The following is a 22,461-nucleotide window of genomic DNA, read 5'->3' as shown; positions in this document are numbered from 1 at the left end:
AGGTCGATGACGTGAAGGCAGTCCTGCTTGTTCTTGTACGACTCGCCGGACGCGATGATCTCGCCGTTGTCGGCCTTCAGTCGCCAACGCCATTCGCCCCTGACATCCTTGTAACAGTTGAATACCATGTTCGAACCTCAAGCCAGAGAGTACCAGGCAACCTGTTGCAGAGTCGACCGCGCGGGGTGGGCGCGGCTGACGGTCATCCCGAGCTCAGCCTGTGCTGAGCCGGACGAAGCATCGAAGGACCCGTCCCGAGGGCGAAGGCCTGTCCTGAGCTAGGCCTGTGCTGAGCTTGTCGAAGCAACGAAGGATCCCCCTGCCCCTCCAGGTTGGGGCAGGCTTGCGCTATAGCGATTTGCTATTCGCTTGCTTCTGTGTTGCCGAGTGGCCAGTCGTGAAGCACTTCCGGCACCTTTGCGTCGATCTTCCTGGTGAAGACCCATCCGAGATGTGGCTCATCATCCTCAACTCCCAGCGAGGTCATAACAAGTTGCCCGTCCTTGTGCTCCAATACGAATTCCGGATACCGTCCTGGCTCGTTAAACTTATCAGCGTCATCATAGAATCCCTCGGGGCGCAGCGTATAGCGCTCATCGCTGGATTCCCAGCTTCCTATAGTCGCTATCATTCCTCCGCCATGGTGCGGCGGTTCGACCTCGTAGTAGAGCGTTCCCATGACGAATGTGCCATCTTCCTTCAGGTCGAGCGGCATATAGGCGTTCCACGTCTGCCCAAAGATGTCGGTCTGAGTCAGATTGTGCCAGCGACCGATAGCCGAATCTGCGGACGTATTGGTTGCCTCAGCTTCGGGAGGGTTGGCCGGGCTGTTCGAACCGGAGCAAGCGGCCAGCACCATGGCTAGCGCAGGGATTCCCAGCAAGAGGTGGCAAATCCGCAGTCCTGGCATGTCCATATGCATCACTATGCCCCTTTTTCCTGCTATATGGCAACGGCGGGTGGCCTGGACAGGTTTCAGGAGTGAAGTTTCAGTCGACTTCTCTTACCGGCAGAAATTTGGCCCGGACCATCTCCGGCTGGACTTCGGTCGACGCCGGCTGACTGTTTCAAGGTTCGTCCCGAGGGCGAAGGCCTGTCCTGAGCTTGACGAAGGATCCCCCTGTCCCTCCCGGCTCAAGGGGTGGAACGAATGCAACTCCAAAGACTAGACCCGGCTAATTCAATTTCGGACCAGCCAGGTTCCTGCCCGGCCTCTAGAGCGTCTTCGGCTGTATTTCCTTGATGTACCCAAGCAACTTGGAAATGTATCCCAAAGTCTCGTTCATGGTTGGTTCAACAGTTCCAGGATGAGCGCACTCATTCCTCTGGGAAAGAAGCCCGTGAAGCGTCTTCATCTTCGACTTTGTGATCAGAGACAGCTCTTTGCTAATGGTGATGAAATCGTGATCACGAACCCAGTCGCGAAGGTCGTCTAGCGTCGCATACTTAGCATAGGCAGGACGAGCGACATGCAACGCGAGGAGGCCATCGGAGTCAAGTTTCTCTTGCAGGAAGTCCATAAATGCGGCCCAGGCAAGAACGTGAGCAGCTCGATAGTAACTATGCTGTGTGCAGCCCAAAGCTTGAGCGAACAAGTTTTCTTGAGCGATGGACAGGGCGCCTAGTGCGTTCTTACTCGCGTGCAAGGTAATGATACGCGAAGGTGAACCTTCGTACTTCGCGAAGATTCTGTGGGCCGCTTCTTCAAACGCAACGGCTGATTCGGCATGCTTGGAAATTTCGGTTGGCTGCACTACTTGTCAGGCCACAGGTGCTTCTTCATCGCTGCAAAAAATTTCTCGAAACCATCCTCATCCATGCCCTCTGGTAGCGTGAGCTGAATATTGATCGCAACCGCAGGCTGCGCCGTCTGCCCAGGTGGTGGCTGCTTGTTAACGACTTCTTCATTGCCGTTAGTAGCTGCCGATTTCTTGCGTTTGCCACCCGGTTTAGACCCTCCAGGCTTCGTCGCCTTCCTTGAGGTAGCAATGCTCATTTGGCGCTTGCCGGCTGCAACCGCTAGAGCTGTGAACGCAATAGCTTGTCGTTGCCCCGTTGACGCCGACGTATTATCAGTCTGTCGGAAATATCCGATCAGCTCATCCCCGGAGAGGAGCCAGGAAGTTTCCTTGTTGAGCTTGAATAAGTCAGCGTAGGCATTCTCTATAATTGGGGCCAGCGTCGCCTTGAAGCCGTCGTCGTCATGGGTATTAAATAGCTTTCTGCACGCGTCTGTGGGCTTGCCCTCTTTGTCAAGCAACGATAAGAACTTGAAAATATCGACAATCTGTTTCTCGTTCCCGGACGCGATGCTGAGTTTCTTAAGTGTTTGAAGCGACACCGCCTGATCGGGAAGGGAGCTTCGGAATTTCGTGATTACCGATTTAAGAATTCCTGGACTGACCAAGTAGGGGTGTTTTTGACTTGTTTCTGCCATGTTGTATAAACCTCAATTACGGCTGACCTGTGACGATTATTATATCATCCGGCGAGGCAATGGCGATGCGGTCGATGCCGTAGCGAGCTCGCGAGCCATCTGGGCAAGGAGCAAGCCAGGTTTGCGGAGCTAAATGACTACTTCTGGCCGGGAATAGACGTCTTTTCGGAACAGAAAGCCTTCTTGACGCGGGGGGAAGGCTTCTTTGAGCCACTAAAAGCCCTCTTTCACCCGCAGAAAGCCAGCTTGAAGCCGTTAAAAGCCAGCTTGAAGCCGCAAAAAGACGGCTCTTAACAACAAAAAGACCTGAGGAAGTTGCAGAAAGAGCCGAGGGGAGGGGGAACGGTTGAGGTACGAGGTGCGAGGTGCGGGACGAATGCTTGTAGAATACAGACAGGGTGAAAGACGACACGCGCAAGATGTTCGGCATGCTGGCGTTCGGAATCACGTCGGTTTGGGTGGCGGGATTCATCTGCGCCTTGATAATCGGTCTCTGGTTCTATGCCTCTGTGCCGAGAGTAGTCCTCGAGCCGCTGTTCATGGTGTTTTCGGTCGTCATCTTGCTATTGAGCTACGTCTGCCTCATCCTTGCGCACAGCCGGTTGTTCATCTACGTGTTTATGGCCCTGATCTGGTTGCCCTACTTCAGCGTGTTCTACCCACCGGTGTTGGCGTATTGATCGACGCAGCCAAACGCGGAGCGCGGTGCGAGGGTTCGTGGCCGGATGTAGCCGCATCCTTTAGGTTGCGGAGCCTGTGGCGAGCGACACAAGCTGAAGCATGCGGCTACGTCAGCTTGTGCGTGTAGACCGGCAGGTGTTGCAGCGACTAACGGTGAATGAAGTTTAAGACCGTCTCTCTGTACTGCAGTTCGACGACGAACGTCGTGGCGTCCTCGATGTTGATGTTCTCGGCCTGCACAGACATAGCTACGATGCTGACGTCGTGCAGCCTCATTATATAGCCGTTTGTGCCATCGGCGTTCATGACCGTGATCGAACCATCTTTCAGCTGCGAGCGCAACAACTGCGTGGAGGTCATCCACTTCTCCCACGCGTCCCAATCCCTCATCGGCAATGTCAGCTCGAAGTTCTGCGCTACGCTTAAGACTGGATCCACCAAGACGCGGCCTGCTTGAAAAACTAGGCGGGGATTCAACTTTGCGTCGTCTTTCATGACGGTCCGAGTAGCTCTGGATGTAAATCTGGGTATTTTGACCGCAGTCACGCGCGTACACGGCAGGTCGCCGATTTCCATTCTAAAGTTGCTGGACAGCCACTTCTTTGTGGCGGGTGCGACCTTTCCTTCAACCTTCTTGCCGTCTCCTTTCTTGTACGTGATTGTCTCTGGACTGAGTGTGATCTTCATGTACGCGGGCTCTTTCGAACTTCCGTCGAGCGCCGGGAGCGTGATTTCGGTGATCATTGCGTTCGTGAACTCTGCGATCGACAAGGAGTTATAGTCAACGTCGCAGGCGTGGATCTCACCGCTCTTCATGATGTGCCCGTTGTCGAAGCTCGACTGAATCCAGTCGTAAAACCCTGCGGACATACCCGCGCCGGCCATGATGATGATCTTGTCCTGATACGGCGTGATCAGCGCGTCTCCTGGCTTTTGCACGGGCGGATGCGCCCAACCTGCGTGCTTGCCGTCGATCACGATGAGGTAATGCATGGACAGCGCGGCATCGCTCGACATTCTTAGCGCCTGTTCCGTTCCGCCCTGGCCGAATACCAAGGACGCCGCCGCTAGGCTCGTCATCGCTGTCAAAAGTGTTCGACGCATTGATCGCATGTACATGTCGGGACGACGCCAGTTGGCGTAGGGTTCCGATGGTACTTGCCTCAATAGGTCGGTCGGCTTGTGCGCGGCATCGAACGTCGGCAGACCCTCCGTGATTTCGCGCTTTTGCCGATTGGGGAAACTTCAAACCTGCAACCTGAAATACCGATTCGGTGCTACGCTAATCACCGTGCTACACCTGTGCGTTGCAACGGCTTTGGGGGTCGTGAGTCTGCTCTCAGAACCGGCATCCGAGACGGTCAAAGTCTTCATCTTGGCTGGGCAGTCGAACATGGAGGGCAAGGGTTTCCCTGCCCCGCTGTCGTGGCAGGTTTCGCAGCCGAAGTACCGCGAGCGGTACACGCGGTTCATCCATGACGGTGACTACGCAGGCTTCACCGACACGCTTCGAGACTCACTCAACGAAGACCCGAAAAGCCCGGTCTACAACTGGTCGATCCGCGAAGACGTGTGGGTGGACTACCACGACAAGCACGGCGATCTGACCGTCGGTTACACCCCTCGCAGCGACGCGTTCGGCCCGGAGTTCAACTTCGGACAGGTGATGGGCGACCGGTACGACGAACAGGTGCTCATCATCAAGACATCGTGGGGCGGCAAAGCGCTCGGTCGCGGATTCCTTCCTCCAAGCCTGCGCGATACGCCTGAAGAAATCAAGGCGATCGCCACTGCCGAAGAGAAAACCGTCGAGGAAATTGAGAAGACGCACGGCGAGTTTTATGACCTGATGGTCAAGGAAGTGAACGACGCGCTCGCCAACATCGCGACCAACCACCCGGCTTACGAAGGCCAAGGGTATGAGATCATCGGCTTCGTCTGGTTCCAAGGCTTCAACGACCAGTTTCACCCGACGTACCATGCCAACTACGAGTCGAACATGGCGGTGTTCATCAACGACATCCGCAGCGAATGGAACGTGCCAGATCTGCCGGTTGTGATCGGGCAGATGGGGCAGAACGCCGACAAAGACGGCACGTACCCGGTTGATCGAGAAGGCTTCTTCACTCCCGCCGGCAACATCCGCAAAGCGCAGGCTGACGTCGCTCTACGCGCTGAGTTCAACGGAACGGTCACCTGTGTGCGAACGGCGCCACTGTGGGACATGGAAGCCGACGCGATCTACAACGGCCCCGGCGGCTGGCAGGCCGATGTTGACAAGTGGCGACAGTTCGGCGACGACCGACCGTACCACTACCTCGGCAGCCCCTGGTTCTTCGCACAGGTCGGCACCGCGTTCGGCGAGGCGATGCTAGACCTTATCGAGAGTTAGAAAGTTCGGGAGTTCGACCCTCCTACCTACCCTTGCGCGGGTCGATGTCTCCACTGGAGACAATCGACGCGGCAAGTCCCGAGGCAACGGGGGAGGGGATAGCACTTCCTCTCCCCACGCCTGGGGAGAGGACTGAGGTGAGGGGGCAAAGCGCTCAGTCGATTTGATCACCTGATCGCGTGCACTTTCCGAGCAGCCTGTCAGCCGGTCAGATCAACCGTCAGCACGAGCAACTGCTGAATAGAACCTGAACTCCGCGTCAGACGCAAGCCGTTTCCCGAACGGAGACTTGTCCGCCACGATTTGAACATGGACGTCCTCCCGTCCTTCGAGGATCAGATACGCTTCTTGGAGCTGAGCGTCGATAAAGTCCTCGTTGGAACTGACCATCATCGGTCTCTTTGCGACGAGCACCACCATGTCAAGTTTGATCGATTCCATGTCGCTGCTAGCCTTCTGAAAAGCGTGCGCCTCCACGACGCGCTTCATGAGCGGCAGCCGTTCCTTTATCTCTTCCAGCACGTTCGGCTTGACTTCGATCGGCAACAGGTTGTCGGCCGGTTTCAGGATCGCGAGCTTTTCGTACTTTTCGCCTTCCTCCTGGCGCAATTCATTCGCTTTTATCGCCGCAGCTCGGGCCGCCTTGCTGTCCCCGTGCTTTGAGTGAAACTCTGCGATCATCTCATGCGCGGAGGCAGAGAGAGCCGCATCCAATTCTACAGCTCTTTCAACGTGCTGAACACCCTCGCGGTCATCTTGTTCCAACAAGCAGTAGCCGAGCATCAGCGATAGCTCTGCTTGCTGTGGAAACCTTGCGGCCAAAGATTGCGCTCGCGGCGTGCAGTCAGATATTTCGTGTACGCCGAGATACGCGTTGAGGTACTCGACCGCATCATCGGCAGTCCACTCTTCCTCATCGCGGCCCTCGAAATCCTTGAGCACGGCCAGCCTTTTCTCGTGGGATACGCGCCCAGACGTCCACTCAGGCTGCTGAACGACCTGCCACATTTTGTCCATTTCAGCCAGTATTCTCTCCAAGCTGTCTCCCAAAAAACGTTGAGCGGCCGATTCATCGACTTCGCCGAGCTGACCGATCAGACCACGAACGATTTCCTCGTTCTCCGGATCGGCTTCGATTCCCAGAGCCTCAGTTCTTTCGCGCGCGCAAGGGTGCGAATCCTCGATCACAGTCTCCGCTCGCAACGTCCTACGCAACGTCTCGACGACTCCATCCCCGACCTCCCTCGGGAATGCTAGCAAGCCGCTGAAGTAATTTGATGGCGGATTCACGCTCTCATCTATCGTCTTCCTGATCTTATCAATGTACTTGCTGATCCGATGCTCGTGGTCGATACTCATTCTGAGGAGCCCGAGCGCCATCGCCTCCTTGGAAGTCGCTTCTGCACCGAGCGCGTCTGCCTCGTACTCGGCTTGGCGGCGAAGTACGAGCGTCAGCGCCGAGAAGCGGGGCGAATACCACTTGACGAATGCAAGAAGCGGATGGCTCATGAGACTGCCCGAACTGCTTAGTTGTTGGAGCAGCCGCAGCCACATCGACTCCAATCGGTACGCACGATTCCCAGCCTTGACGTGGCTCTTGCTGTGGTGTGCAAGCTCGTGCGCAATGGTTGCCGAGACCTCCCTCGGCGATTGGGTCAACAGGAGTGGCAGGCCCAAGGCGACATGGCACCGCTCACCAAAGATCATGAGCTTCGACGACGTGCTTGCGAATGCGTTGAAGTCATCGATCAACAGCACCTTGTGGATTTCAGGTGCGCCCATCTCGACTCTGATCCGCTCGATCTCCGCGTGCAGCGCAGGTGCTTCCTCGGCGGTCACCTCGCGCCCCTCGGGCGCCTCGACTTTGACCCACATCGCCCGAATAAACATATAAGTCAGCACGCTGGTTATGAGAATCAGCCTGATCGAACCGCTGTGCAAACCGTTCGCCGCGACGTAGAAGACGATTGCGACCAACGCTATGAATACGATTGAAAACGTGAATATGAACACGCCGTACCCGAGCGCCGAAAACCTCGCGACCTTGGCGCGGTAGGACTCGGGCGAACGACGGTTCAGATCCTCCATCTTGGTGACGATCTGCTCAAAATTCTGCTTCTCCATTTGTTGCTCCCGTTCTATTCTATCTCTTCATGGAAACGATGGACTATTCTAGCAGAACGGAAATCTGCTGCTGATCTCCAAACGCTGGGTCGGGATTCTAATCTGCTCCGGCCCCCAACCCTAACCCTCCCCCAAGGCATTGGGGGAGGGGACAAGCTTCCTCTCCCCGTCATCCTGAGCTAAGCCTGTGCTGAGCTTGTCGAAGTAACGAAGGACTGGGGAGAGGACTGAGGTGAGGGGGCTTAGTCGCCGAACGCGCCCTGTGCGGCTGAGAGCGTCAGATACTCTGCCGCCAGTCCGCCCGCGACCACCCACGGATCTGCGCCGACGATCTTCTTGACCTCGTCGAGGTCGGTGCGGTCGAAGATCAGGATGCCGCGCATCGCCCCCGCATCTTCGAACGGCCCGGCGATCAGCAGCTTGTGCTTCTCCTGCATCTCGCCGATGTACGCCAGGTGCGCGGCCTGCGTCTTCTCCGTGAAGTCGTCGTCGAACTCCGGCCTGTCGTCCGGCCGGTTGTAAATGACGAACACGTACTGCTTCCTCTTCGCGTCTGCTTTGACTTCGTGCAACGCGCCCTTCTTCGTCCACCATTTGAAGACTTGGACTTTCAACAGACGGCTCTTGACCAACGGATCGTCCGCAAACTCTCTGCGAACGCCAGCCGTATCTTTGAAGGCATCGCCTTTCATAACGACGATTCCGCGCCGTGCGCCATCGCCGGTAAACGGCCCGCCAACGACCGACTTCCCTTCCTTCCAAATGCGCTCGAGGTTGCCGACGTGTTCGGACAGCATCAGCTCGTGTTGTTCGTCAGAGTACGCCTCGCGCGCTGCGCCGCGGACGAAGTACACCCACCAAAAGCTCTCAAGTTCGAACGGAGGATTCTCTGGCATTGCTGTCACCGATGCGATGAACAGTATGCCCGCAAAGATCGACCTGGGCTCTATGGAGCATCCGTTTGGGCTGGACCATTATAAAGACGTCTCGTTGCTTCTCACAGCAGCTGATCGATGCGCCCGACAGGTTGGGTTTCCTGGTATGGTGACCTAGCCGAACTCGCCGGACTTAGCAGACGCGAGTTTCCATCGGAGGAGGATCCAGACCGACATGACCACAAGAATCGCTTCGAGAATTGCGCCGTTGCTCGGTGGCTTGCTCATCCTGTTCAGTTCAGGCGCGCTCCTTTCGTGCGGTCGGTCGGATACCGACCAGGAGACGGCCACCGCCACGTCACAGTCGCAACAGTCCCAACAGGTGGGGGACGGAACGCTTACCGTTGCTCTGGAATGGCAGCGAGCCGACGGAAGCGTGAGCGATCAGGTTTTTGCGAACGTAGGCATTGGTGAGGTGACCGGGCGCGGACTGTGGGTGGCGTTCCAACAGGAGGGAGCTGAGACGTTTCCTGGCATCAGCCTAGACGGGAAGTTCGAGCGGGCGGCAGTGCCAGTTGGAGAGATGACGGCGCTGGACCTAGTTGTCACAGTCAAGGTGAACGGCCAAGCGGTGATCAAACGCAGCGTAATTTTCAGCGAAACACGGCCGCTCGGAACCCAGACGGCCGCTCCCGAGAACGTCTACCATCTTTTGGTGCTGGCCGATTTCGTTGGCGCGGGCGAGCTGCCGGACTCACTGGCAGAAAACGAGGTGCCCGCTCCAGAGTGGGCGGACGCGTTCTGGCGCACGCACCGGCTGGCGACGAACTACGCGGCGCAGTCTGACGCCAAAACGCAGGAGTACGAAGATGCGTTCCAGGTAACAGCAAGTTATGCGTTGCCCCGCCTCGTACTAGTGGCGGAAGAGTGGATTGAGGTTCCCGAAGACCTCCGCAAGAAGGCTGGATCGTCAGGAGGAGGAGGCATATTCGACATCGATGACATAATTTTCGGTGATCAAGAGGAAGCGGCGCCCACGAGAATTCCTGTATACAGCGTGGACGTTCTTCTGGACGAAGTGGAAGTGGAAGGCAAGTACTCGATCGGATTCCAATCGGCCAGATCGGTTTGGAACGACGTGCTTGAAGGGAAAGTTATATACGAGGCGGGGGGCGGCAAGCGCCGTGTGCTATCGGCAACGATCGTGTTCTCGCAGTTGCAGAAGAATAAGGCCGAACATGGTTCGGACAACCAGGTTCTGTCGGTGACCGCCGAGAATCTAGGCACGCTCAACAAGTGCGTGGACCTTTGGCCGGCGGCCAAGGCGGACATCGTCACGTTCCTCACGAACAATCCGGAATGGCGAGTCATCATTCCCGAACAGCCAGTGGCGTTCTTCGATGAGGACAACCCGATGTACGCGATGTACGCCTGGTTCCAGGTGCATCCTAAGTCCGGGCGCATGGTGGGCGTTTTGCCGAACGGTACGCGCGGCGCGATGTCCGACGAAATCAGCAAGTTCCAGGAAACCCTGATGAAGCAGGTGCGGGACAGGGTCGTCGCACAGGCGGGCGGCGGCGCGGTCAAGGGCTTTTTCGCACAGTTGGCGGGCATGTACGTTTCCGCTGGTGGGATTATCGAGGCGATAACTCTGACGTTCTGCGACCCGTCGATCGCCGCGCTTAAGGGAGAAGATTGGCTGACGTTTCTGGCGATGCACTCTTTGGATTACTGCGAGAAGTTTCTTGAAGACAACGCCGACCAATACGATTCCTACTCGGCCATCCTGGGGTTCTGGCAGGGCGCGATGGTCCTGACGGGCGCGCTCGGTGGACCGGACGCTTGGGAGCGAGCCGCCGAGAAGGCCTTTGACAGCGTTAGGAAGAAGGCCGAGAGCGACATTAAGAGCTATGTCGAAGAAAAGCTGAAGGTGGCAGAGGCTTTAGCCGGCGAAGCATTGAACGAAGCGCTGGAGACGTTCTCGCCGGAACTTCATGAAGCCATTGAGGGCCTCAGGGCCGTCCAGGATTTCTTAGACAAGTCCGGTGAAATGAGCGACAATGCGGCCAAAGCGATCGAGCGCTTCGACGCCGCGATGGAGGACTTCAGGCGCGAACTGAACGAGAGAGGCATTGGAGACGGCGGCTGATCTTCAACAGGCGACAGGAATGAGAAAGCATCAGTGGACAGGTCTATTGTTAGCGTACATCGGGCTTCTGGCCTTGTCAGCTGCGTCCGGCAGCATCGGCTCGGGTGAAGCGGGAGCAACGACGGGAGAGAAGGTGCCTTCCGGGTTTAGCGCGCTCGGCGATGACCTGGATCCGGTGTCAAAGCTGCCGATGCGCATCCGTCACGACAAGTCCGGCTGCGAGTTTGTGCTCGTACCAGCAGGCGAGTTCATCATGGGCAGCCCTAAAGGAGAAGGCGACTCAGATGAGCATCCGAAAAAGACTATTCTCTTGGGCGCGTACTGGATCGGTCTGACCGAGGTAACGAACAAGCAGTACAGAGCGTTCCGACCGAACCATGATTCTGACGAATCGAAGTTCTCATACCCGGATATGGGCGACTACAGTTTCAACGGCGACTACCAACCTGTGGTGGAGGTTTCATGGGATGACGCGGTGACGTTCTGCAAATGGGCAGGCATGCGACTGCCGACCGAGAGAGAATGGGAGAAAGCCGCCCGCGGGACGGACGGAAGAATCTACCCGTGGGGAAACTCATGGGATTCCAGGTTGGCCAACTCTTCGGACAAGAACAACCCGAGGGCCACAGACAGAACGGACAAGGAAGCGGACGACGGCTTCGGCATCACTTCCCCGGTTGGTTCTTACCCGTCCGGAGCGAGCCCTTACGGATGCCTCGACATGGCCGGAAACGTTTGGGAATGGAGTGCGGACTGGTGGGACAGGAACCCGTACAACACGACGGAAAAGAAGCCTTGGGAGATGGCCTCGGGCTGGGCGCGCGTTGTTCGCGGCGGCTCCTGGATGGACAGCCCAAGCGAGCACCGTGCGACAAACCCGTGGGGCCTCACGATGGATTATGCTGACTGGAAGGTCGGCTTTCGGGTCGTCGTGAGTCCTCTTTCCGACTAATCATACGTTGTGGTGCGGCGCATAGTCGACCTCGGCGACCAATCGAGTTGCGCAGTGGAGCACGAGGTTGCCGGTCTAACTCACGGACGAAATACACGCACCAAAACAACTCAAGTTCGAACGGGGGATTCTCAGGCATTGCCGTCACCGATGCGAAGAACATTATGCCAGCAAGAACCGAACAGAGCATAATGGGGCATACCGCGAGGTTGGACCATGATGAAAATGTCTCACTCCCACGTCCGTGGCGCACTGCTTGCATCCTTGATTCTGGCGGCGGCTTTCGCCTTCGCCCAGACTGAACCGGCTCCTCGACCGACAACCACCGGCAAGTTCAGCATCGCGCCCGAACTGCTCACCGCGCTGAAGTGGCGCTCGATTGGCCCGTCCGTTATGGTTGGGCGCATCACCGACATCGAGGGCGTTCCGAGCGACCCGTCGACTTTCTACGTCGCAACCGCAACGGGCGGGCTTTGGAAGACCACCAACGCGGGCACGACCTTCGAGGCGCTGTTCCAGAACGAAGGCTCGATCTCCCTCGGCGACGTGGCGGTCTCGAAGTCCGATCCGAACATCGTGTGGGTCGGCACTGGCGAGCACCACGCGCGCAACTCCGTCTCTTGGGGCGATGGCGTCTACAAGTCCACCGACGGCGGAAAGACCTGGAAGAACATGGGGCTGCAGGAGTCCTTCCAGATCGGCCGCATCGCGATCCACCCGACCAACCCCGACATCGTCTACGTCGGTGCGCTAGGACGTCTCTGGGGATCGAACGACCAGCGCGGTCTTTTCAAAACGACTGACGGCGGCGAGACTTGGGAGAAGATCCACTATATCAATAGACAGACAGGCGTCATCGACGTGCAGATGAGCCCCGACGACCCGGACACCCTTATCTTCGCCACGTATCAGCGCGCGCGGGACTACTACGACAACATCCCGAACTACGACCCGAGCGTGAAGTGGAGCGAGACGAGCGCGATCTACAAGACCACGGACGGCGGCAAGAGCTTTAAGAAACTGACGAACGGACTGCCGACAGTGCGAATGGGGCGGGTCGGACTGGATTATATGGGATCCAACGGCGACACGATCTTCGCGATCATCGAGACCGAGCTGGTCGGCGCGAACGAAGAGCAGATCGACGAGTGGCTCGAGAAGGAGGACCGAATCAGCCAGACTTACGAAGGCCGACGCGAGTTCTCAGGCTCATACCAGGGCCAGGCACAAAACATCCAGGACGAACAAGGGCCGAAAGGGTTCGAGACGGGCGGCGTTTTCAAATCGACCGACGGCGGCGAAAGTTGGACGCGCATCAACAGCATCACGCAAAGGCCGTTCTACTACAGCCAGATCCGCGTCGATCCTAACGACGACAGCGTCCTGTTCGCGCCTGGGCTCCAGCTCATGCGTTCGACCGACGGCGGCGAGACGTTCGAGAACTCCGGGCGCAACACCCACTCCGACCACCACGCCTTCTGGTTCGACCCGCACAACGCTGAGCACCTGCTGCTCGGCAGCGACGGAGGCGTCTACCAGAGCTGGGACCAGGGCGTGAACTGGAACTACCACTCGAACATCGTCGCGTCGCAGATCTACCACCTCGCGGTCGATACCAGGGAGCCGTACCACGTCTTCGCTGGTTTTCAGGACAACGGTTCTTGGGGAGGGCCGAGCCGAAAGCGGAACGGGCAGGGCAACCGAAATGCAGACTGGTACCGCGTCGGTGGAGGCGACGGCTTCATCTGCCTCGTCGACCCCAACGATCCGAACACGGTTTACACAGAGATTCAAGACGGTCGCATGTCGCGGATAAACTTGCGCACAGGCGAGCGGTTCAGCATCCGGCCTCCGCGCGAAGAGGGTGAAAACCTGCGCTTCCTTTGGGACACGCCGATGGCGCTCTCAGCGCACAACGGTCGCGTGTTTTACTGCATGGGGCAGTACGTTTATCGATCGATGGACCGTGGCGCGGACCTGCGCCAGATTTCGCCCGACCTGACCCGCACCGAGCGAGGAAGCGGCTCTGCGTTCGCCGAATCACCGCGCGATCCGCAGGTGCTTTGGGCCGGCACGGACGACGGTTACCTCTGGGTGACGCGCAACGGCGGAACGAACTGGACCAACGTCACGGACAACATCGACTTGCGCCGTGAGAGCTACGTCTCGCGGATCGCTCCCTCGCGCTTTGCAGACGGACGCACCTACGTCGTGTTCGACGGTCACCGCTCGAACCTCGACGAACCGATGCTGTTCGTGACCGAGGACTTCGGCGAGACCTGGACTTCGCTCAACGACGGTCTGCCCGAGGGCTCGACCCGCTCGATCGCAGAGGACACCGAAAACGAAGACCTGATCTTCGTCGGGACGGAGTTCGGCGCGTTTGCATCGTTCGACAGAGGCCAAAGCTGGCTAGACCTGCGGGACAACGGACTTCCGACGGTCGCCGTCCATGAACTGGTCGTACATCCAACCGCCGGTGAGCTGGTTGCCGGTACGCACGGCCGGGGCATTTGGATCATTGACATAGCGGCTCTTCGGCAAGTCACGGCTGAGACACTGAACGGCGAGCCGGTGCTCTTCGCGCCGAATCCAGCGACGCAGTGGAACGCGGGGCCGCCGCGAGTCGGCGCGAACTACGGCGCGCAAAACCTCTCGACCGATCCCGCACCCACAGGAGCGACGATCTCTTGCTGGCTCCCTGCAGGGTTAGAAGAAGTCGGAATAGAGATCAGGACGCTAGACGGAAAGCACGTGGCGAACATAGAAACTGAGCCGGTGGAAGGACTAAACCTCGTGCTCTGGAATCTGCGCACCGACCCGCCCGAGGAGGACGAAGACGAGAACCAGCGCAGGAGACGACGGTTCCGACGCCAAGGCGAAACCGTCGCACCAGGGACCTACATCGTCGTGATGACCGTGGGCGGCCAGGAGTTCACGCAGCGGATCGAGGTCCGCGCCGATACCGCGTCCTAGCGGGCAATCGGCGCACCCTGTCCCTTTCAGCCCGTTCATGCCTCAGGACGGGCTAGGGGATCGTTTCCGTCTGTGACCGGCTGCGTCCTGAGGCTTTGCCACTGCCCTCCGCGATGAAGCCTCAGGACGTGGGCAGTGGAGAGCGCAATCACAATGCCGAACCGTCCTGAGGCATGGCAAATGCAGATGTACTTCAGCGTCCTTCGTCTTCCCATACGCCTCTTCTGTTGTCTTTTGTCGACAGCCACTATAATTGTACGCCGGAATCGTTAAACCAACCTGCTACCCGCGCAAGATGTACCGGCACCTTGGATAAGCGTACAATAGGGCTCAGTCAAATGATGCGCAGACGCGATTTCTTGAAGGGCTCACTGGCCGTCGGTATGGGAGCGATCGGTATCACGGCCGCAGGCGGTGCAACGCGGTCGAGCGGACGGTCCGCGTCTGAGAGTACGCAGGAAGACGGCCTGATTTCACCCGTCGATCTTCGGTGCGAATCTCTGCACGACCCGCTAGGGATCGATGCGCAACGACCGCGTCTTAGTTGGAAGCTCATAGCTGCGGGATCCGCACGAAATCAGTTTCAGTCCGCCTACCGGATCAGGGTCGCTACGACGGTTGCTCTCCTCGCGGGAGAGACGGCAGACCTGTGGGACAGTGGTCACGTGAAGTCGAACAGGCAGCTTCACATCGAGTACGAAGGGATGCCGCTGAAGAGCGGTGAGCGCTGCTGCTGGCAGGTGGAGGTATGGGACGGTGCGGGCCGGAAATCTCGTCCAAGTCCGGCTGTCTGGTGGGAGATGGGACTACTCTCGCCCTTAGACTGGACCGGAATCTGGATATCGGACGGAAAAAGCCTTCCTATTAACGATGAAGAGTTCTATGAGGATGATCCTGCGCCACTGTTTCGCAAGAGCTTCCCCGTCGAAAAGCCGATCAAACGTGCCCGGCTGTACGCAACGGCTTTGGGATACGGCGAGTTCCGCATCAATGGCGAGGCGCTCTCGGATCACGCTCTCGATCCAGCCTGGACGAGTTCCGAAAAGCGAGTTCTTTACACGTGCCACGACGTGACGGAGCGGTTGAGCGAGGGCGAAAACGTCATCGGTGCAACCCTCGGCAACGGATGGTATAACCCGCTTCCGCTGCGTATGTGGGGGCGTATCAACCTCCGAGAACATCTTGCAGTCGGACGTCCGCAGCTTCTAGCTCAACTGATCATCGAGTATCAAGACGGCACCTCGCAGGTCATTGCAAGCGACGGCACGTGGAAGGTTTCTGATGGCCCACTATTAAGGAATAGCGTCTATCTCGGCGAGAAGTACGACGCTCGTTTAGAGCAGCCAGGATGGGACAAGCCAGGCTTCGACGATTCGGATTGGAGCAATGTAACAGAAGCGATGTCGACGCCAGGTGCATTGCAATCAATGCCGATCCCGCCCATCCGAGTGACAAAAACACTAACGCCCGTCAGCGTCAACGAAGTCAGCGATGGAGTGTTCATCTTCGACTTCGGTCAGAACTTCGCGGGGTGGGCAGCGCTCAATGTTCAAGGCGAAAGAGGCACGACCGTTCACATGCGCATGGGCGAGCTCCTTCACGCCGACGGCACTCTGAATCCGATGACATCGGTCGCCGGCCAGATCAAGGGTCCGAACGTAGGCGGGCCGGGCGCCCCCGACATAGCCTGGCAAGAGAATTCGTATACGCTCCGCGGCGGTGGTCCCGAGGTATACACGCCCCGATTCACTTTTCACGGATTTAGATATGTGGAGGTCACAGGGTTTCCAGGGACGCCGGATCTCACTGCAATAGAGGGGCAAAGGCTCAACACGGACGTCGAACCGGTCGGCGTCTTTAGCTGCTCGAACGAGCGGTTCAACCGTATTCAGGAGATGGTGCAGTGGACCTTCCTCAGCAATCTGTTCAGCGTCCAGTCCGACTGTCCTGCTCGAGAGAAATATCAGTACGGCGGGGACATCGTCGCGTCGAGCGAGATGGCGATCTACAACTACGACATGTCCACGTTTTATGCGAAGACCGTGTCGGATTTTAAGGACGCGATACGTGGAGAGGGATGGTTCACGGAGACGGCTCCGTATGTCGGTATCTCCGCTGCAAATTACGAAAGAGGAGCTGGTCCGATCGGGTGGGGCTTGGCTCACCCGCTACTGGTCGCTCAGCTTTACCAGTACTACGGTGACCGCCAGATCGTTGAAGAAAACTACGATGCGGCCAGAACGTGGGTCGATCTGTTGGAGAGATCTTCCGACGGCTACATCATCGATCGATGCATCGGTGATCACGAAAGTCTCGATCCAAAGCCGATCGCATTGATGGCAACGGCTCAGTTCTGTCAAGCGGCGTCTCTGGTGGCCGGCTTTGCAGAACTCCTTGGGAAGAGCGATCGCGCTCTGCACTATCGAGAGCTTGCCTCGCGGATCAAGTCTGCGTTTGTCGAGATGTTTCTTGAACGCGGTACGGGGCGTTTTGGAATCGCCACTCAGGCGGCGCAGGCCACTGCCCTGCACTTAGGACTCGCGTCCGATAGCGAAATCGAAGGGGCGGTAGAGCGAATGGTGGAAGCGCTTGTCGTTGATCACGGCGGCCACGTGGCAACCGGAATATTCGGCACGAAGTATTTGCTGAACGCCCTCTCCACGACGGGTCACTCTGCGACTGCCTACCGCATGGTCGACCAGGAAACCTATCCTGGATGGGGCCACATGTTGGAAAACGGAGCAACGACCTTGTGGGAGACCTGGATAGCGAGCGACAACACTTATTCACAGAACCATCCGATGTTCGGCTCCGTCAGCGAGTGGTTCTTCAAGTGTCTCGGAGGGATCAGGCCGGAGCACTTCGCCGCCGGGTTTGACCGTTTCCTCATCGCGCCGTTTGTAACCGACGAGCTTTCCTGGGTGGACGTCAGTTACGAGTCAGTCCGAGGAACCGTCTCTAGCCGTTGGCGCGTTGTGGACGAGCATCTCCAATTGGACATCGAGATCCCGGTCAACACGGAAGCCGTCGTGCAGATACCGACATCTAATGGACTGTCAGTCCGGGAAGGAGGCAGACCGGTCGCCGAGATTTCCACCATCCGTCCCCTACCCCCCACAACTCCCGACACCCCGCGGTTCACAGTCGGCTCAGGCCGATATAAATTTACGGCCGCTGCTCCTTGATAGGTGAGTAGGGGCCGCGTATTTGGCCCGGAGTTCGTCCGTGCGTCTTCTCAGCTCAGTCAGGATTTCGAAATAATCAGAGTCTCCGGCCAGGTTTCTTGTCTCCATGGGGTCTGCGAGGAGGTCGTAGAGTTCTTCATAGACAGGAATTTGCTCGAAGTATCTGGCGTATTTGAAACGCTCGCCTCTGACGCCCTCGTGCTTCGGAATCTGCGGATGGTCGAAGAGATGTTCGACGAAAAAATCGGTTCTCCACTCGGACGGCGACTCGCCTGATAGAAGAGGCACCAGGCTTTTGCCTTGCATCGAGCTCGGGGCTTCGACACCAGCTAGATCGAGCAGCGTCGGTGCGATATCTATATTCAGGGCGAGCTGCGTCGGAACCGTTCCTCGTAGTTCATTCGAGACACGCGGATCGAAAACGATCAGCGGTACATGGATCGAAAGATCGTATGGCAACCACTTCCCGGCGTAACCGCGCTCACCCAGGAAATACCCGTTGTCCCCCATCAAAACAACAACCGTGTTCTCGGCAATGTCAAGGGACTCAAGTTCATCGAGAACGCGCCCGATGGCGGCGTCGACACCGCTGATCATCCGATAATGCCCCCGTGTCATCTGCTGCGCCTTCTCGGGCGTATCGAAACGCCAGTGCCAGCGGATTCTGTTCAGAGAAGCATCCTTCAAGAACTCCGGTAGGGCGTCGAAGAACGCCGGATCGGAAAGAGGCGGATCGGGAATCACAAGATCCGAATACAGCGAGTCCATCGCTGCAGGCCAGATGAACTGTCGTTCGTCGCCATCGTCGGCGTGAGGTGCGTTGAAGCTTAAAGTCAGGGCGAACGGATCTTGATCGGTAGATCGCAGGTACTCAATGGCTCTGTCCGCAGTGATGTCTGTAAGGTGGCGAGTCGACCCGTCTTCCTGTCTCTTGAGGTAGGGCGCGGGCGAAAGGGGCTGAAACACATCGAACATTCTTCCCGTCGCGCCACGCCCTGTATTAACGCCGAACTTCCCAATAAATCCCGTGTGATAACCAGCCTCGCGCAACAAGACCGGATAACTCTGATCAACGAATTGAACAGACAGCGGTGAGGTGCCAAACGTGTATCGATGTGTCCGTTCTACGAGCCCCGTCAGCAGGCTGGCTCGACTGGCGGCGCAGATAGGAGTCGTCACGAAAGCGTTCTCGAACCGAACACCCTCCTTCGCCAGCCGATCCATGTTAGGCGTCTGGAGAATCGGGTTCACCGTGCCCATCATGTCGAAGCGCTGATCGTCGGTTATGATGAACAGCAGATTGGGTCTTTCCTCCTGCGTGACCGGCCGTTCTTGCGCGGGACAGCTAACAAATAGCAGCGAGAGTAAGAGCGTTGCATTTCCTTTCATACCGCCATCAATAATTCGCTCTAGCGGTCGCTTGTTAGCTTCCATTGTACGGAGATTATGCCCGACAACTCAGCGGTCGGACTCGACCTGGACTTCTGCAATTGCCTTGTCGTGCCTGGCCAGAATCCCTCGAACGTGCTTCCCGGTTGAGAGTTCGTATTCTGTGTCGGCCAGATCGAGGGGAATCCACATGTCGACCTGCTTGGCACGAAATGCCGGAAGGTGGCATGAAAGCGTGGAGACGTCGATCTGGATCATCCTTTGACCAGTCTTGTTAGATCGCTGAATCTGGTTGCGCCTGGTCTTTGCAAGAAAACAGATCCGAGCGCGCGAATTGTTGAAATTGGCCCGGGCGGAGGGATTCGAACCCCCGACACCCGGTTCCGAAGACCGGTGCTCTATCCACTGAGCTACGCCCGGCAGGCAACAAATGCTACCCGATAGGAGCAGCGTTCAAAGGACGTTGGCTCTCACTCGGTTTCGTCTTCAGGCACGACCGATGCGAGCGCTTTGATCTGCTCGCTGAGCTGCACGGCCCTCTCCGGTCCGAGGAGCGAAAGAACCTCGGCGACAGTTCGACGCTCCATGTGGGACAGGATGAGAGCGAGGTCATTATCCTGCCAAACGACGATGATTCCAGCCAGCTCGCGAGCGTCGATCTCGTTCCAGATCTTCGCGACCGCGTGCGCACCTTGATCCGGGTCGATTTCATCAAGTTTCACATCAGCCGTGTCACCCTGATCTTGCGGCGGATCTGGAGTCGGATTGACCGGTACGGGCGCGGCTGGTTCCGCCTGAGTCGTGGCAGTTTGCTCCGCCCGGGCTGGACTAGCCGGGCTCTCGATGGTCGCGGACTTATCGTCGCTGCCAAAGAACGGCAGGTACCCCATGTAGGCCGCTCCGAGCGCAGCGCCAACGAGCAGAATCGGGATCGTGATGGCTAGTGCTTTCATAATGTTTTGACCTGTATTACCGCTTGCGGAGCGCCTCCGCGCGTGCGAGAACCTCTATGACGTAACGCTGGGTTTCTGGGATGTCGGGCATTCCGCCAGCGAATCGAACCGTGCCTGGGCCGGAGTTGTACGCAGCCAGCGCCAACCTTTCATCACCATCGAAATCCCTCAGCATTTGCGCAAGATAGCGCGCTCCCGCAGAGAGGTTCTGCTCGGGGTTCCATACGTCCGTCACGCCCAGCATCTCGGCCGTCTTCGGCATTAGCTGCGACAGTCCGAGCGCTCCTGCGCTGCTCTCTGCAAACCGATCGAACGAACTCTCCTGCGATATCAACGCCTCGAACAGCGACGGGTCGATCCCAGCTTTCTGAGCCGCCGCAGCGATCAGCGATCGCAGGTTCGATGGGGCTGAAAACGGCTGTCGAGCGACGTTGGCGCCGAGTGGATCGAACGGTCGATAATCACCGCTGATCGCCTTGCCAGGCATAGGACGAGGAACGATCCCGTTCGCGACTGAGGTCGTGATCTCTCGCTTTCGCTGTGATAGTAAGTCGATTCTGCTTTGCAACTCTTGCCTTCTTTGCATCGCACCGTGAATGCCTCGCGCTTCAAGGTTCATGCTGCCCTCCTGAGAACGGCCCACTCGTCTAGCTCGGCCTGTTCGCGCCGCCCTTCGACAACCTGCCATTCTTCGTAATCCTTCGCTCTGAGTTTCTCGAGGGCCTCTAAGTTCTGCTTCGTTTCGATCCAGCTGTCTCTGGCAGACTCCTCTTCGCCCAAGAGAACTGAGACCGCCGCTTCCAAAGCGCCCTGCTCGGCGTCCAGTCGGTCGAGGTGCGCCTCATGCGCCAGCCGATCGGGAAGCTTGGGGAACGTGCCGTCCAGCGCCTTGGTTCGAATCGTCTTCACCTGCTCGACCTGCGACTCGCCGTCCAACCGCCTGCGACGCGCTCCGACAAACTCGTCCTTCGCCCACTTCTCCTGCAGTCGCCGATAATCCATCAGCCGTTCGAGTCGAAACTTGAATCTAGTCATCGATCAAGCTCCTCAGCTGGCTAACGGTGTCCTCGTAATCAGTAAACTCGTCCTTCTGCTGCCTGAGAAATCCGTTGATCGCGTCCCACTTCTGTATCGCGGTGTCGGCTAGAGGCTGTGTACCGGGTTTGTAGGCGCCGACGCTGACGAGGTCTTCGATGTCGTGGTAGGCAGCGATCAACTCCCGCAGCTTCTGCGCCGCAGCGAGGTGGCTTTCGTCGGCAATGATCGGCATCAAACGGCTGAGGCTCTCCATGACGTCGATCGGCGGATAGTGGCCGCGGCTCGTGAGCTTTCTACTCAGCACAACGTGTCCATCCAGGATCGACCTCGTAACGTCCGAAACCGGCTCGTTCGTATCGTCTCCTTCCACCAGCACTGTGTAAATCCCGGTGATCGAACCGTCCTTGGAACAGCCCGCACGCTCCATCAGCCTTGGAAGAAGGGCGAACACGCTCGGGGTGAACCCCTTCGTGCTAGGCGGCTCGCCGATCGCGAGCCCGACCTCTCTCTGCGCCGTTGCAAATCGCGTCACGGAGTCCATCATCATGAGTACCTCAAGCCCTTGGTCGCGGAAGTACTCCGCAATCGCAGTCGCGGACTGGGCGGCCTTGATGCGAACAAGAGCCGGCTCGTCGCTGGTGGCACACACGACGATCGAGCGTTTCATCCCATCTTCTCCCAAATCGTTCTTGATGAACTCCTTGACCTCTCTGCCGCGCTCGCCGACTAAGGCGATGACGTTGACGTCGGCCTGCCCGTACTTTGCGATCATCCCGAGCAACGTGCTTTTGCCGACGCCGGAGCCCGAGAAGATTCCGATGCGCTGCCCGACACCGATCGTCATCATTCCGTCGATGGCGCGGACGCCGGTCGAAAACGGTTTCTCGATCATCTTGCGCTCGAGCGGCGCAGGCGGTGGTGCAATGCTGGGGTAAGTCGTGATCGCGTCGAGCGGCCCGAGCCCGTCAATGGGCTCGCCGAGTCCGTTGATGACTCGCCCTAACATCCCCTCGCCGACGGGAACGCGCAAGCACTCGCCGGTCGCGCTGACCAGGCAGCCAGCCTGAACGCCGGTCATCTCCCCGAGGGGCATCATGACGACGCTGGCGCCCTTGAAGCCGACGACCTCGCAGTGAATGTTCTCCGCGCCGGAATCAGGCTCGATCATGCACACTTCGCCAAGCCGCGCTTTCGGACCGTTCGATTCCACGACGAGACCGACGACCTGCGTCACGCGGCCAAGCACTTCTGTTCGCGAGGTGGACTCGATCGCGCGAGCAACTCGCTCGAACTCCGGCGGACGAATCATG

At 58.1% G+C, this 22,461-nt stretch carries 19 protein-coding genes and 1 tRNA gene; 6 read left to right on the top strand and 14 right to left on the bottom strand.

What is annotated here, in order from left to right:
* The 4 genes from IH944_05965 to IH944_05950 form a co-directional block, all read right to left on the bottom strand.
* Positions 1–128 (bottom strand): DUF1508 domain-containing protein (locus IH944_05965; GenBank protein ID MCH7904098.1); only part of this gene is annotated, 128 nt, incomplete at its 3' end.
* 233 nt (positions 129–361) lie between these two features.
* Positions 362–916, bottom strand: a complete 555-nt coding sequence (locus IH944_05960; GenBank protein MCH7904097.1) for a hypothetical protein — start codon at positions 914–916, stop codon at positions 362–364.
* Positions 917–1,214: 298 nt separating this feature from the next.
* A complete protein-coding gene (locus IH944_05955) occupies positions 1,215–1,754 on the bottom strand; it encodes a hypothetical protein (protein ID MCH7904096.1) in 540 nt (179 codons plus the stop codon).
* Complete coding sequence (locus IH944_05950) at positions 1,754–2,437, bottom strand: DUF5343 domain-containing protein (protein MCH7904095.1); 684 nt, start codon at positions 2,435–2,437, stop codon at positions 1,754–1,756. The genes IH944_05955 and IH944_05950 overlap by 1 nt, the downstream gene beginning before the upstream one ends.
* 398 nt (positions 2,438–2,835) lie before the next feature.
* Between IH944_05950 and IH944_05945 the strand changes: the two genes are divergently transcribed.
* Positions 2,836–3,117, top strand: a complete 282-nt coding sequence (locus IH944_05945; protein ID MCH7904094.1) for a hypothetical protein — start codon at positions 2,836–2,838, stop codon at positions 3,115–3,117.
* A gap of 148 nt (positions 3,118–3,265) precedes the next feature.
* On the opposite strand, the gene IH944_05940 is transcribed toward IH944_05945, so the two are convergent.
* Positions 3,266–4,222: a hypothetical protein gene (locus IH944_05940; protein ID MCH7904093.1), complete on the bottom strand. Its 957-nt coding sequence runs from the start codon at positions 4,220–4,222 to the stop codon at positions 3,266–3,268.
* A gap of 187 nt (positions 4,223–4,409) precedes the next feature.
* On the opposite strand from IH944_05940, the gene IH944_05935 reads away from it, so the two are divergent.
* A complete protein-coding gene (locus IH944_05935) occupies positions 4,410–5,510 on the top strand; it encodes a hypothetical protein (protein MCH7904092.1) in 1,101 nt (366 codons plus the stop codon).
* A 213-nt stretch (positions 5,511–5,723) separates the two neighbouring features.
* Here IH944_05935 and IH944_05930 read toward each other — a convergent pair whose 3' ends face one another.
* Positions 5,724–7,634: a M48 family metallopeptidase gene (locus tag IH944_05930; GenBank protein ID MCH7904091.1), complete on the bottom strand. Its 1,911-nt coding sequence runs from the start codon at positions 7,632–7,634 to the stop codon at positions 5,724–5,726.
* Positions 7,635–7,876: 242 nt separating this feature from the next.
* Positions 7,877–8,530 (bottom strand): hypothetical protein, encoded by a 654-nt coding sequence (locus tag IH944_05925; protein MCH7904090.1) that lies wholly within the window; start codon positions 8,528–8,530, stop codon positions 7,877–7,879.
* Between the two features lie 214 nt (positions 8,531–8,744).
* On the opposite strand from IH944_05925, the gene IH944_05920 reads away from it, so the two are divergent.
* The 4 genes from IH944_05920 to IH944_05905 all read left to right on the top strand — a co-directional run bounded on the left by IH944_05920 (position 8,745) and on the right by IH944_05905 (position 17,771).
* The gene (locus IH944_05920) at positions 8,745–10,658 is read left to right on the top strand and encodes a hypothetical protein (protein MCH7904089.1); all 1,914 of its coding nucleotides are present in this window, start codon (positions 8,745–8,747) and stop codon (positions 10,656–10,658) included.
* 19 nt (positions 10,659–10,677) lie between these two features.
* A complete protein-coding gene (locus IH944_05915; GenBank protein MCH7904088.1) occupies positions 10,678–11,610 on the top strand; it encodes an SUMF1/EgtB/PvdO family nonheme iron enzyme in 933 nt (310 codons plus the stop codon).
* Between the two features lie 216 nt (positions 11,611–11,826).
* On the top strand, positions 11,827–14,586 hold the full coding sequence (locus tag IH944_05910) for a hypothetical protein (GenBank protein ID MCH7904087.1): 2,760 nt from the start codon (positions 11,827–11,829) through the stop codon (positions 14,584–14,586).
* A 338-nt stretch (positions 14,587–14,924) separates the two neighbouring features.
* Positions 14,925–17,771, top strand: coding sequence for a family 78 glycoside hydrolase catalytic domain (locus IH944_05905; protein MCH7904086.1), 2,847 nt, complete (start codon positions 14,925–14,927; stop codon positions 17,769–17,771).
* Here the strand turns inward: IH944_05905 and IH944_05900 are convergent.
* The 7 genes from IH944_05900 to IH944_05870 all read right to left on the bottom strand — a co-directional run bounded on the left by IH944_05900 (position 17,736) and on the right by IH944_05870 (position 22,460).
* Positions 17,736–19,205, bottom strand: coding sequence for a sulfatase (locus IH944_05900; GenBank protein ID MCH7904085.1), 1,470 nt, complete (start codon positions 19,203–19,205; stop codon positions 17,736–17,738). The two genes, IH944_05905 and IH944_05900, sit on opposite strands and share 36 nt — an antisense overlap.
* Positions 19,206–19,229: 24 nt before the next feature.
* Positions 19,230–19,418, bottom strand: coding sequence for a hypothetical protein (locus tag IH944_05895; protein MCH7904084.1), 189 nt, complete (start codon positions 19,416–19,418; stop codon positions 19,230–19,232).
* A gap of 86 nt (positions 19,419–19,504) precedes the next feature.
* Positions 19,505–19,580, bottom strand: a tRNA-Arg gene (locus tag IH944_05890).
* A gap of 50 nt (positions 19,581–19,630) precedes the next feature.
* On the bottom strand, positions 19,631–20,113 hold the full coding sequence (locus tag IH944_05885) for a hypothetical protein (protein MCH7904083.1): 483 nt from the start codon (positions 20,111–20,113) through the stop codon (positions 19,631–19,633).
* Positions 20,114–20,129: 16 nt separating this feature from the next.
* Complete coding sequence (locus tag IH944_05880; protein ID MCH7904082.1) at positions 20,130–20,732, bottom strand: lytic transglycosylase domain-containing protein; 603 nt, start codon at positions 20,730–20,732, stop codon at positions 20,130–20,132.
* Complete coding sequence (locus IH944_05875) at positions 20,729–21,148, bottom strand: flagellar FliJ family protein (GenBank protein MCH7904081.1); 420 nt, start codon at positions 21,146–21,148, stop codon at positions 20,729–20,731. Before IH944_05875 ends, IH944_05880 begins: the two co-directional genes overlap by 4 nt.
* Positions 21,141–22,460, bottom strand: a complete 1,320-nt coding sequence (locus tag IH944_05870) for a FliI/YscN family ATPase (protein ID MCH7904080.1) — start codon at positions 22,458–22,460, stop codon at positions 21,141–21,143. The genes IH944_05875 and IH944_05870 overlap by 8 nt, the downstream gene beginning before the upstream one ends.
* Between the last annotated feature and the right edge of the window lies 1 nt (position 22,461).

The organism is Armatimonadota bacterium (genome assembly GCA_022563855.1).
In the GTDB taxonomy this organism is placed as follows: domain Bacteria; phylum Armatimonadota; class Fimbriimonadia; order Fimbriimonadales; family Fimbriimonadaceae; genus JADFMN01.
Note: the sequence above shows the minus strand (reverse complement) of the source record. Positions and strands in the feature narration are given on the sequence as shown.

Bases quoted from the DNA above. Each gene is read 5' to 3' on its own strand.
- IH944_05880 (MCH7904082.1), bottom strand. From the start codon at position 20,732: ATGAACCTTGAAGCGCGAGGCATTCACGGTGCGATGCAAAGAAGGCAA.
- IH944_05875 (MCH7904081.1), bottom strand. From the start codon at position 21,148: ATGACTAGATTCAAGTTTCGACTCGAACGGCTGATGGATTATCGGCGA.
- IH944_05895 (MCH7904084.1), bottom strand. From the start codon at position 19,418: ATGATCCAGATCGACGTCTCCACGCTTTCATGCCACCTTCCGGCATTT.
- IH944_05905 (MCH7904086.1), top strand. From the start codon at position 14,925: ATGATGCGCAGACGCGATTTCTTGAAGGGCTCACTGGCCGTCGGTATG.
- IH944_05885 (MCH7904083.1), bottom strand. From the start codon at position 20,113: ATGAAAGCACTAGCCATCACGATCCCGATTCTGCTCGTTGGCGCTGCG.
- IH944_05915 (MCH7904088.1), top strand. From the start codon at position 10,678: ATGAGAAAGCATCAGTGGACAGGTCTATTGTTAGCGTACATCGGGCTT.
- IH944_05960 (MCH7904097.1), bottom strand. From the start codon at position 916: ATGGACATGCCAGGACTGCGGATTTGCCACCTCTTGCTGGGAATCCCT.
- IH944_05910 (MCH7904087.1), top strand. From the start codon at position 11,827: ATGATGAAAATGTCTCACTCCCACGTCCGTGGCGCACTGCTTGCATCC.
- IH944_05925 (MCH7904090.1), bottom strand. From the start codon at position 8,530: ATGCCAGAGAATCCTCCGTTCGAACTTGAGAGCTTTTGGTGGGTGTAC.
- IH944_05870 (MCH7904080.1), bottom strand. From the start codon at position 22,460: ATGATTCGTCCGCCGGAGTTCGAGCGAGTTGCTCGCGCGATCGAGTCC.
- IH944_05940 (MCH7904093.1), bottom strand. From the start codon at position 4,222: ATGCGTCGAACACTTTTGACAGCGATGACGAGCCTAGCGGCGGCGTCC.
- IH944_05900 (MCH7904085.1), bottom strand. From the start codon at position 19,205: ATGGAAGCTAACAAGCGACCGCTAGAGCGAATTATTGATGGCGGTATG.
- IH944_05950 (MCH7904095.1), bottom strand. From the start codon at position 2,437: ATGGCAGAAACAAGTCAAAAACACCCCTACTTGGTCAGTCCAGGAATT.
- IH944_05930 (MCH7904091.1), bottom strand. From the start codon at position 7,634: ATGGAGAAGCAGAATTTTGAGCAGATCGTCACCAAGATGGAGGATCTG.
- IH944_05920 (MCH7904089.1), top strand. From the start codon at position 8,745: ATGACCACAAGAATCGCTTCGAGAATTGCGCCGTTGCTCGGTGGCTTG.